Source organism: Pectobacterium polonicum (genome assembly GCF_005497185.1).
Classification (GTDB): Bacteria; Pseudomonadota; Gammaproteobacteria; order Enterobacterales; family Enterobacteriaceae; genus Pectobacterium; species Pectobacterium polonicum.
Genome location: NZ_RJTN01000028.1, coordinates 38954 through 50727, shown reverse-complemented (window position 1 = coordinate 50727; position 11774 = coordinate 38954). Strand labels below are relative to the sequence as shown.

General features: G+C 50.5%; 6 protein-coding genes and 1 pseudogene. 4 read left to right on the top strand and 3 right to left on the bottom strand.

Annotated features, from left to right (window positions below; all coding sequences use genetic code 11):
* The first annotated feature begins 228 nt into the window (after positions 1-228).
* On the top strand, positions 229-1191 hold the full coding sequence (locus EDI29_RS20475; RefSeq protein ID WP_137742186.1) for an IS110 family RNA-guided transposase: 963 nt from the start codon (positions 229-231) through the stop codon (positions 1189-1191).
* A 73-nt stretch (positions 1192-1264) separates the two neighbouring features.
* Here the strand turns inward: EDI29_RS20475 and EDI29_RS20470 are convergent, their stop codons facing one another.
* Both EDI29_RS20470 and EDI29_RS20465 read right to left on the bottom strand, forming a co-directional pair.
* Positions 1265-3649: a TonB-dependent siderophore receptor gene (locus EDI29_RS20470; protein WP_137742357.1), complete on the bottom strand. Its 2385-nt coding sequence runs from the start codon at positions 3647-3649 to the stop codon at positions 1265-1267.
* Positions 3650-4390: 741 nt separating this feature from the next.
* Positions 4391-4783: a transcriptional regulator gene (locus tag EDI29_RS20465; protein WP_137742356.1), complete on the bottom strand. Its 393-nt coding sequence runs from the start codon at positions 4781-4783 to the stop codon at positions 4391-4393.
* Positions 4784-5684: 901 nt separating this feature from the next.
* Here EDI29_RS20465 and acs point away from each other — a divergent pair.
* From acs to actP, 3 genes and pseudogenes are all read left to right on the top strand, one after another.
* Positions 5685-7645, top strand: a pseudogene (gene acs / locus EDI29_RS20460) (acetate--CoA ligase).
* A 124-nt stretch (positions 7646-7769) separates the two neighbouring features.
* Positions 7770-8081 carry a DUF485 domain-containing protein gene (locus EDI29_RS20455; RefSeq protein ID WP_010295748.1) on the top strand — a complete coding sequence of 104 codons (312 nt, stop codon included), beginning with the start codon at positions 7770-7772 and terminating at the stop codon, positions 8079-8081.
* Positions 8078-9736: a cation/acetate symporter ActP gene (gene actP / locus EDI29_RS20450; protein ID WP_010295745.1), complete on the top strand. Its 1659-nt coding sequence runs from the start codon at positions 8078-8080 to the stop codon at positions 9734-9736. The genes EDI29_RS20455 and actP overlap by 4 nt, the downstream gene beginning before the upstream one ends.
* 138 nt (positions 9737-9874) lie before the next feature.
* On the opposite strand, the gene EDI29_RS20445 is transcribed toward actP, so the two are convergent.
* A complete protein-coding gene (locus EDI29_RS20445; RefSeq protein ID WP_193555683.1) occupies positions 9875-11590 on the bottom strand; it encodes a polysaccharide lyase family protein in 1716 nt (571 codons plus the stop codon).
* Positions 11591-11774 lie beyond the last annotated feature (184 nt).

The following is an 11774-nucleotide window of genomic DNA, read 5'->3' as shown; positions in this document are numbered from 1 at the left end:
TTCCCCTTATATCTCGATCATTCTCCTCAGGGTATTATGATCCCCGACTGATCATCGGGAAGTCGCGGGTGAGATGGGGTTTCCCCTCGGGCTCACAGCCTGTGTTTTAGATTCATCCCCTGCGGCTTATTTCCCGCCAGCAAAGACCGGACGGTATCCTGTGCTTCGAGCACGCATCTGTAAGGAAGGTCATGGCGGTTCTCTGATATGTTCACAAGGAGAAAAGCAATGCATACACTCACGCCTGTCGGTATTGATGTCGCCTCACAGAAATTTGATGTAGCGGTCTGGAAAGGCGGCACATCCTACAAAACCAAAGTGTTCCCCAATACCCCTAAAGGTTTTAAAGCGCTGCAAACCTGGCTTGAGCCCTTTGGTGAATGTCATGTCTGCATGGAAGCGACCGGGGTTTACAGCGAGCCGCTGGCCACCTTCCTGAGTGATGCGGGTTATGTCGTCAGCGTGGAAAATCCGGCGCGTATTAAATCCTTCGGTCGCAGCGAGCTGAGCCGTAACAAAACGGACAAAGGCGATGCACGTATGATAGCGCGCTATTGCGGTCAGCACTCTCCGGTGGAATGGCAGCCGATCCCGCTGAATGAAAGAAAACTCAGGGCTCTGGTAAACCGCCTGAATAATCTGCTGGAGATGAAGCAGATGGAAGAAAATCGTCTGGAGACAGCGGATGCAGTGGTGCAGCCTTCCATCAGCGAAGTGATAGCCATGCTGGATGCCCAGTCAGAAGAGACACGGCGGGCAATAAACGACCATATCGATAATGACCCGGGGCTGAGGAAAAACAGGAAACTGCTGGAGTCGATCCCCGGGATAGCAGGTGTGCTGAGCAGTACGCTGCTGGCGTATCTGGGCGATATGTCGAGGTTCAGCAGCAGTAAGGCGGTGGTGGCGTGGACAGGGCTGAATCCGATGCAGCAGGAGTCAGGACAGTGGAAGGGAAAAAGTCGGATCTCGAAGATGGGTAACAGCATAATGCGCCGCTCACTGTATATGCCAGCGATAGTTGCGATGCAGTATAACCCGGCGGTAGCTGCGTTGAGAGAGCGGATGAATGCCCGTAATAAGTCAGGGAAAGTGGTGGTGTGTGCAGCAATGAAAAAGCTGCTGCAACTGGCTTACGGGGTGCTGAAATCGGGTCGTCCGTTCGATGCTGAGATATGTCTTGCCAGATAGCTGGCAAGACGGTATCTAATAACGGGCGTAAAATAGTAGCCCAAGGGCTTTCAGTGATATTCGAGACGAGGAATTACCAGCGATAACTGACATTCGCGTTGACGTTACGGCCTTCGCCGTAATAGCACCAGAAATCGCAAGCGCTGACATATTCACGGTTTGTCAGGTTGGTGGCATTAACCTGCAATCGCCAGTCTTTACTGAAGTCATAGGCGATCATCGCATCCCATAATGTATAAGCTGGGACTTTCAAGTTCCGACTTTCAATTTTATCGCCGAATGAACTTCCAACGTAACGTACACCGCTCCCTACCGTCAGCCCTTCAAGTGAGCCAGAGAAAGCGTAGGTTGCCCATGCAGAAGCGCTATGTAACGGCAAGCCTGCCAGGCGTTTCCCCACTTCCTCCACGGTGCCAGACTTCGTTGTCTCAACTTTGTTGTACGTGTAGTTGGCTGTCACTGAAAGACCGGAATACACCTCGCCGCTCAGTTCTACCTCAACGCCACGAGAACGTGCTTCACCCGCTTGCACCCGGCGAATAGGGTTATTGATATCTGTAGTCAGGATATTGTCCTGATTCAGATTGAAAACGGCAGCTGAGGCATAGCCGTTAAACCCACTCGGAGTGTACTTAACGCCCACCTCAGTTTGCTTGCCCATCGTCGGTTTATATTGCCGTCCTGATGCATCGTAATCGGCGATAGGCAGGAAAGATTCTGCATAGCTGATATAAGGAGAAACTCCATTATCAAACAGATACATCACTCCCGCAGACTTCGTAAACTTAGAGTCATCCGTGCGGGAATCAATCCCGATAATTTCATTTTGCGTGCGTGATTTTGACTGGTCGTAACGCCCACCCAGCAAGAAGATCAAGCGTTCATCATATTTGATCTGGTTCTGGATATAGTAACCGTTCTGATGACGGCCAGAGCGGTGGTAAGAAAGTTGATCGTCACGCAGCATATAGTTGCCATAGACTGGATTGAAAATATCAATCGGGTCATTAATGAACCGATACTGTGCTGAATTATAAGGTGATAAATCAGCATCGTGACTTTGTGTATTGGCTCGGCGATAGTCAAAACCGAGCAATAGCGTATTTTCAATATTTTCCCACTGCCATTCGCCAACTAAACGGTTATCCGTAGCCCAATTTTGCGCAAAGCCGTCGCGGTAAGTCAGCCCACGGTCGGCACGGCGATCATCAACCATACTGATTGCATAAGCATTACGCAGATCCAAATTCAGATAGGCATAGTTCAGGTTCTGGTGGAACGTCCAGGTGTCGTTCAGATGATGCGTAAACTCATAGCCTAAGTTGAACTGTCGGGTATCGTGGCGATTCATACCCGGCTCGCCTAGCGACGTTTTATAGCCAACTTTGCCAAACGGCGTGCCATGTAATGTACCGTACGGCAGCTTAAAGCCGTTGGTCGTGTCAGACTTTGTATCCATGTAGCTGGCTAACACCGTCAGTTCTGTATTTTCTCCAAGGAACGTAACGCTTGGCGCTAAATAGAAACGTTTGCTCTTCGAGAAATCCATCTCGCCCGAGGTATCACGCGCCAGCGCGACAACGCGGTACAGCACCGAACCCTCATCATTCAACGGACCTGCGCTGTCGATGGCCAGATGGCGATAGTCGTTAGAGCCATATTCCAGTTCCACTTTTCCCTGCGGCAAACGCGTAGGTCGTTTAGTAATGACGTTAACCAGACCACCCGGCGGGTTTTGCCCGTACAGAACAGAGGCGGGACCTTTCAGCACTTCGATACGCTCGACGCCAAATGGCTCAATCTGCTGGCCATAGAACCCATCTTCATTCAGCGTAGCCAGGCCATTTTGGAAGCGGGATTGATCGCTAAATCCACGAATGGTCACCCATTCGGCTTTATTATCCGGCCCATATGGCGTAGCCAGAATCCCGCTGCTGTAACGTAGCGCCTGATCGATTTTTTGTGCTCCGCGCTCCTCGATCTGTTTATCTGTCACGACCGCAACCGCACGCGGCGTCTCTGAAATAGGCACATCCAGCTTCATCGCGGTATTCGGTGGTGCAGTGACAACGATTCGATCGTTTTTAGCAGTAACAGGCGCTGAAACTGGCACGGGTTCACTCGCCGTACGCTGTACTAGCGTCACGCTGCCATCGGCACTGTACTGTGCATTTAAGCCACTGCTGCCAAGAATCAGCTGGAAACCTTGCTCAACGCTGTAGTTCCCCTGCAATCCCGCGCCACGTTTACCTGCTACTAATGCCGGATCGTAAGAAAGTAATACACCAGCCTGTTGTGCGAATTGATTGAGTACCTGATTAAGCGGACCTGATGACACCGCGTATGATTGGACAGATGCAGCATAGACCGCTGCCACTGGCAGCACTGAGGCAAACGATGCCCCAAGTACCCCGGCACGTAAAGCACGCGCCAACAGGTGGGTACGAAATTTGACCATTATTTATCCCCTATCGCATAAGAAACGCTTGTTTTCAGAAGCTATGCCAGTTGAGGGAGTAAAAAGGGGAACTAAAAATCGAAAAATAATTGAAATGATGCATTGTGAATAAAACAAAACCATTACGGGAAACGTGTCGTCAATATTGGTAAACCATGCCAGAACGCGTAAAAAATAACGTCGTTCTCATCAACATGTACTGCATAGTCGGAAAGGCTATATTGGCTTAATCACATCAATAATTAGACGAGGGTCTACTTATTTCACTTACCGCCACTTCGGGGTTCAACAGGTTAAAAATAAAGAAATTTTTCAGAGCTTATTACTCGTATTTAATAAACAGTGACGCTTAAAGGGATAATTCGTGAGCGAGCACAAGCGAAAGGGAATAGAGAGGAGAAAAATAGGATAAAATCGAAACGTTTCGCTGCTTATTTTAAAGAGGCATATTATATACAATAAAATAGTTAACTCTTTATTTTAACTTGTTTTTCACATCCCTGTGGCTAATAAAATGGGCTTTTATTCTCCATGCTAGGAAAATGGGTACTGTTTTATCGCTTTACTGCCCGTAAACGAGTGTGGGAGAACAATTTAAGGCAATCGTTTGCTATTAATAAAACGCACCTATGCTAGCAACAATGGCGTTATTAATAACGATAATTTTTCTTTTGCCATTATCTTCCACTGGAAAATGCGCGAGTCTACTCTTCCGGCCAGATAATCTACGATTCTTCAAACTTATGAAGCCAAATTTGTTGAAGACTCAACCGTATCTTGGTTCAGAATTAGCAAAGAAAGCACTCGGTTTTCAACGTTCAGCTTAGAAAAAGACAGCGTACTGAGCTGCTTTTTCGTAAAGCCATCAGACAACAGATCCGACACCACGCGTGTACTCAACACGTTCGCATCCGTCATAAAGTCGTGATAGGCAAACTTCACATTGACAGGTAGCACATCATCAATTGAGACGGGCGTATTCATTTCAGCACGCAATCCAAAATGGGCGTTGAAGGCAGAATTTGCGCAGACGACTTTACATTTCTCGTCAATCACTGCCACAGCACGCCGATCATTCTGAACTGGTTGAGAAAGCATGCCTAAAATCTCATTCCGGCCAAATATCAGACTCATTGTTTCCTCTGCATCATGCTATGTAAAAAGATATCTCACAGCGCGCCATGTCCTCACAGTGCACCATTGATAAGCAATCAACCTACCGGAATACAAAAGGTTTCCGGATTAATAGTGTTCTTCCCTACCCCAGGAAATCACCTGATGAAGAAGGTGAAATCACTAACCAGAACTCTTTACATGTTCTTAGGCTACCAAGGCTCAAACATCTGCCGCCTTACTCGACGTCAGTGAGGTTGGGTATATCTATGTTATTTATTTTTGGAAACCGGATATTTCTGAATAAGACACAAAAATAACATTTCACTTTTCTTTGTTGTCAGCGACTTGCTGAGCGGCACCTTTACTCTTTTTAAGAAAGCCAGCATCTGTGCTATGCAACCACCTAGAGTGTAGATTATTCACACTTATCTGCCCGTTGATAATCAGATAAATCTATTTCATTAATAGCCTACATATAATTAACAAATAGAACAAAATATCAACATATGAAACACACTCGAGTGCGCTAAATAGCTGGCTCACGTAGAAATATACTCTGAACAGGATTTTTACTATCGGCTGAATAAGCGGGATCTTTATACCCTTTGATCGTAAAGGGCGATCAAAAACTTGATAACGATAGACATAATCTATTGAAAACAATGAATTGATCGTTAATGACATTATAACAGCATAGATAATTCTACTGACTTTCATATTGTGACATACATCACTTATCGCGTTTTGGCTCCCCAAAAAAAGCAGCCAGTTTTCTGAACCCAAAGACTATCTTTTAAGTAACGCTTCATTGCTTTTCCTGCATTGCGTGATCAATCGCGCAAAAAAGAAACAAAGATAACGGGTTAACTACAATTAACCATTATTTGACATAGCATTAACATGTTTAAGGAGAAGCGCTATGACACAACATAATAAACACGCCATTCCCGCTACAATTGCGGAAAATGCACTGATAAATGCCCAGCAATACGAAAATATGTATCGGCTGTCCGTTGACGATCCCGCCACCTTTTGGGGTGAACAGGGAAAGATCGTCGATTGGATCAAACCCTATGAAACGATTAAGAACACTTCATTCGACCCTGGCCACATCCGTATCCGCTGGTTTGAGGACGGGACGCTTAATGTGGCAGCAAACTGCCTAGACCGTCATCTGGCAGAACGTGGCGATCAAACCGCCATTATCTGGGAAGGCGATGACGCAACAGAAAGCAAGAAAGTCACCTATCGCGAGCTGCACCAGTCCGTGTGCCGCTTCGCCAATGTACTGAAGTCACAAGGCGTCAAGAAAGGCGATGTCGTTGCCATTTATATGCCGATGGTGCCGGAAGCAGCAGTAGCCATGTTGGCCTGTGCAAGAATCGGCGCGATTCACTCGGTGATCTTCGGGGGCTTCTCTCCCGAAGCGATTTCCGGGCGTATCATCGATTCCAGCGCCAAACTGGTCATTACCGCTGATGAAGGCGTACGTGCCGGACGGGTGATCCCGCTGAAGAAGAATATTGATGAGGCGTTGAAGAATCCGAACGTCACCACTATTTCCAGCGTTATCGTTTTCCGTCGTACGGGAAAGGGCGGTGAATGGAAAGATGGGCGCGACCTGTGGTGGCACGATCTGGTTGAAAAAGCAGACGACCATTGCCCGCCAGAAGAAATGAATGCGGAAGATCCCCTCTTTATCCTTTATACGTCAGGGTCGACCGGTAAACCCAAAGGCGTACTGCACACCACGGTGGCTATCTGGTTTATGCCGCACTGACCTTCAAGTATGTCTTCGACTACCACCCTGGCGACATCTACTGGTGTACGGCGGACGTCGGTTGGGTCACGGGGCATAGCTACCTGCTTTATGGCCCGCTGGCATGCGGTGCGATTACGCTGATGTTTGAAGGCGTGCCAACCTGGCCAGATGCCAGCCGTATGGCACAAGTGGTCGATAAACATCAGGTCAACATCCTCTATACCGCGCCGACCGCGATCCGTGCACTGATGGCTGAAGGTGATAAAGCGATCGAGGGCACATCGCGTGAATCGCTCAGGATCATGGGTTCTGTTGGTGAGCCAATCAACCCGGAAGCCTGGGAGTGGTATTTCAACAAAATCGGCAATGGTAAATGCCCTATCGTCGATACATGGTGGCAAACGGAAACGGGCGGCTTCATGATCACCCCGCTCCCCGGCGCGATCGAGGCGAAAGCGGGCTCCGCGACACGTCCGTTCTTCGGTGTCCAGCCTGCGCTCGTCGACAACCTCGGCAACCCGCAGGCAGGCACCGCTGAAGGCAATCTGGTCATTGTGGATTCCTGGCCAGGTCAGGCACGAACCCTGTTTGGCGATCACGACCGCTTTGAGCAAACCTACTTTTCCACCTTTAAAGGCATGTACTTCAGCGGCGACGGCGCACGCCGTGACGAGGATGGTTATTACTGGATCACGGGTCGCGTTGACGACGTGCTGAACGTTTCCGGGCACCGTCTGGGGACGGCAGAAATCGAATCAGCGCTCGTTGCCCACCCCAAGATTGCCGAAGCTGCCGTGGTCGGCATCCCGCACCATATGAAAGGGCAGGCTATTTACGCCTATATCACACTGAACCACGGCGAAGAGCCGTCCAGCGAGTTGTATACGGAAGTGCGCAACTGGGTGCGTAAGGAAATCGGCCCCATTGCCACGCCGGACATTCTACATTGGACAGACTCCTTACCCAAAACGCGATCCGGCAAAATCATGCGCCGTATTTTGCGTAAGATCGCCGCCGGTGACACCAGCAATCTGGGGGATACCTCAACGCTGGCCGATCCTGGCGTCGTCGAAAAACTGCTCGAAGAAAAGCAGGCCATGAGTACCGCCTCTCAATAACCTTCTGACCCACCGCTCTCTTCATTCCCGTAAGCCATGACGTGGCTTGCGGGGATGTGGCTGGCGCTAAATCAGGCGGTGACTCGCGGTAAGACTCAACCCTACAGATTACTGGAGACTTACGATGAATGATGCCATTTATCAACGGATTGAAAGTAACCCCTTATTCAGAGAACTGGTCAATAAGCGGCAGCGTTTCGCTGCTTTTCTCTCGCTGATCATGCTGGTGCTTTATGTCGGCTTTATTCTGCTCATCGCCTTTGCCCCCGGCTGGCTAGGAACGCCGATTGCTCCTGGTTCCAGCATTACCCGCGGCATTCCGATTGGTGTGGGATTGATTGCGATTTCCTTCATTCTGACAGGCGTCTATGTGTATCGCGCTAACGGTGAATTTGATCGTCTGACCAAGCAGTTACTGGATGAGGTAAAGCAATGAAAATACGCTTTATGATGCTGTTCGGGCTGTTGACGCTGCCAGTGCTTGCATGGGCGGCGGATGCACTCACGGGGGATGTCCAGCGCCAGCCGTTGAATATTCAGGCCATCGTGATGTTTCTGCTGTTCGTTGGCGGCACGCTGTATATCACCTACTGGGCGTCGAAGAAAACGCGCTCACGTAGTGATTATTACACGGCTGGCGGCAACATCACCGGTTTCCAGAACGGGCTGGCGATTGCGGGCGACTACATGTCCGCCGCGTCCTTTCTCGGTATTTCTGCACTGGTCTATACCTCCGGCTACGACGGCCTGATCTACTCACTTGGCTTTTTAGTCGGTTGGCCAATTATCCTGTTTCTGATCGCAGAGCGGCTGCGCAACCTCGGGCGTTATACCTTTGCTGACGTCGCCTCCTATCGCTTGCAACAGCGCCCAATCCGTAGCCTCTCTGCCTGTGGCTCGCTGGTGGTCGTGGCCCTGTATCTCATCGCACAGATGGTGGGCGCGGGGAAACTTATCGAGCTGCTGTTCGGCCTCAATTACCACATTGCCGTGGTACTCGTCGGTATTCTGATGGTGATGTACGTGATGTTTGGCGGCATGCTCGCCACTACATGGGTACAGATTATCAAAGCCGTCCTGCTGCTATTCGGTGCCACCTTCATGGCTGTGATGGTCATGAAATCTGTCGGATTCAGCTTTGATACGCTGTTCAAGCAGGCAATGGCGGTTCACCCAAAAGGCGCGTCGATCATGAGCCCTGGCGGGCTGGTTTCTGACCCAATTTCCGCGCTCTCGCTCGGATTAGGTCTGATGTTCGGTACAGCGGGTCTCCCACACATTCTGATGCGTTTCTTCACCGTCAGCGATGCGAAAGAAGCACGAAAAAGCGTGTTCTATGCCACCGGGTTCATGGGCTATTTCTACTTCCTGACCTTCATCATCGGCTTCGGTGCCATTCTGTTGGTTAGTGCCAATCCTGCGTTTAAGGACGCGACGGGCGCACTTATTGGCGGGAATAACATGGCGGCAGTGCATCTGGCTGATGCAGTCGGCGGCGACTTCTTCCTCGGCTTTATCTCCGCCGTGGCCTTTGCCACCATTCTGGCCGTCGTTGCCGGGCTGACGCTGGCAGGTGCCTCTGCCGTTTCTCACGATCTTTACTCCAACGTGATTAAGAAAGGGAAAGCGACAGAACGTGATGAGCTGAAAGTCTCGAAAATCACCGTACTGGTGCTGGGCGTCGTGGCGATTTCACTCGGTATCCTGTTTGAGAACCAGAACATCGCCTTCATGGTCGGGCTGGCGTTCTCTATCGCTGCCAGCTGTAACTTCCCGATCATTATCATTTCCATGTACTGGTCGAAGCTGACGACACGCGGTGCCATGATTGGCGGTTGGGCGGGGCTGTTAACGGCCGTCATTCTGATGATATTGGGGCCGACTATCTGGGTGAAAATTCTCGGCCACGCCACGCCTATTTATCCTTACGATTATCCAGCACTGTTCTCCATGCTGGTCGCGTTTATCGGTATCTGGTTCTTCTCCATCACCGATCGTTCCGAAGCCGGACAGCAGGAACGCGCTCGCTTCCACGCACAGTTTGTCCGCTCACAAACCGGCGTCGGCGCATCAAAAGGCAGTTCCCACTAATTCTCCTTCTCACTGGCCCGCGAAATGCGGGCCAGCCCTTCTTTGAAACCCAACGCTTCGCGTTGTTGAAAATCGCTCCTGCGCTTTTTTATCGTGGACTATCCCTGCCCACGCCCCTTCACGTTATTGAAACTGCGTTTATTCCTCGCTTAACGTCACCACGTCATACATCACGCTACCGCCTTTTAATTGCAGTGTGATGGTGTTGTTGCCGTTTTTCAGGAAACGGGATGACACCGGGATACGGGCAACGTGATAGCGACCGCTCTGTAGCGCACCACGATAGATGGTTTTGTCGTTCTCGTAAGTCAGCGTCTCCAGCGTGGTGCCGTTTACCATTACCGCCAACTGTGGCGTGGACGGTTCACTCATGCCGCTGTTGCTGGCTGCCGCCAGTGCGATGTTCAGGAAATAAGTTTTCTTCTCCGGCCGCAGAGCGAAACGGATATCCCATTTTCCCGGTTTAGTCTGTGCGTAATACCAGTCGTGCTGATAGTCGCTGCGGCCAATATCGAACGTCAGATTTGCCGGAACCTCATGCTGCCAGCGGGTATTGCGCGCCTCGTTACCAAAGCGAAATTCGCTCGCCAGCCGATTGGCCTGTCCAATCGCCCAAACAACCGGTTCCGCTTTAGGCAGCGTTATCACCGGCAGCGCTTGCTTATCACCGGAAACAGACAGCGTTTGCTCTGCCAATACCCCTGGCTGAGTACCGCTGTTGGCGTACACGGTTAGATGGTAATTGCCCGGACGGACATGAGAAATAGCAAAATATCCCTGCGAGTCCGTCGTTGCCTGATACGAATAACCGCGGGTCTGCACATCAAACGGCTCATCCAATGATGATGAAAGCACGACGGTGACGGGCTGCTGGCTGGCAACGCGTCCGCTAACCTGCGTGCGTTCGAACGCATAGCGAGAATCGTTCACCCATTGGTACGGCCAACTAACCGTTTCTGTCAGCGCCTGACGCTGTGCATCCGCTAGCATCTGCTTGGTATCGCCCTGGTTAATGTAGAGCAGCCACGGTCCGTAGAATTTTTTCCAGCCCGGCGGGGCTTTCATATCCGGCGTACCAAAGTGCGACCCCGTCATATAGTTCAGAATGATCGCATCCTGATGCACCAGCAAATCCTGCTTAAGCGCATCGCCAGAGAAATACTCCCGATTGCCGTGAATCAGCCATGCCCCTACGCCGTTACCGAAAACGCCCCAGAAAGGCGCTGCACGCATGTAGCCAGCGAAATCATATTTGGAATAGATACTGCCATCCGGCAGTCGCCAGGTTTCATCCTGCACCTTTGGTGAGGCCTCAAGCTGGCTATAGAGCAGCGGTTTGCCCTGACGAACACCGCTGTAGAGGTGGTCTAACCGCGCAGGATCGAAGCGATAAACGTTGCGCAGTTCACTGACGTTAACATTCTGACTTCCGCTATTTTCAGCCACCACATAGCTATAAAGCCCGCTAACGCCGCGCCGCATAATCAGGTGATATTCAAGTTTTAGCAGCCCGCCGCGATCGTCAATATAGGCCACATGCGCCATCTCACGATCGTTGCGCAGCACCTCTACACGCTCGGGAACAAAATCTTTGACGCCTTTAACGTAATAGTCGAGGTAAGCACTACGGGTTTTGCTCGGGTCACGCGCCGCACCGGACAGGTTGGTGACGATATTTTTACCTCCCGTTACCATGCTCACCGCGCTGCCATCCTCACCGAATGTGACTTTCAGCAAGCCATTATCCAACACGGTATTCAAGCCCGAAACGGATAACGACACGGCATTATCCTGTGCACTATAGCCATAGGGTGCCAGCATGGCTCCCACCAACAACAAGACAGATCGCTTCACAGTCAGCCCTCTTGTGTTCCATTGGTTAAATCATAATTTTTCACTGTGGTTCAAGGTAACGGCCAATGCCAGATATTAAGGGAAACACGGTGATGAGGTTCCCGCAGGGACACCTCGCACCGTGGTAGCCCCGTGTATCTCGATATCACGTCGCTGCCTTGTCACTAATGTAAAAAAACCAGCT

Bases quoted from the DNA above. Each gene is read 5' to 3' on its own strand.
- actP (WP_010295745.1), top strand. From the start codon at position 8,078: ATGAAAATACGCTTTATGATGCTGTTCGGGCTGTTGACGCTGCCAGTG.
- EDI29_RS20455 (WP_010295748.1), top strand. From the start codon at position 7,770: ATGAATGATGCCATTTATCAACGGATTGAAAGTAACCCCTTATTCAGA.
- EDI29_RS20465 (WP_137742356.1), bottom strand. From the start codon at position 4,783: ATGAGTCTGATATTTGGCCGGAATGAGATTTTAGGCATGCTTTCTCAA.
- EDI29_RS20475 (WP_137742186.1), top strand. From the start codon at position 229: ATGCATACACTCACGCCTGTCGGTATTGATGTCGCCTCACAGAAATTT.
- EDI29_RS20470 (WP_137742357.1), bottom strand. From the start codon at position 3,649: ATGGTCAAATTTCGTACCCACCTGTTGGCGCGTGCTTTACGTGCCGGG.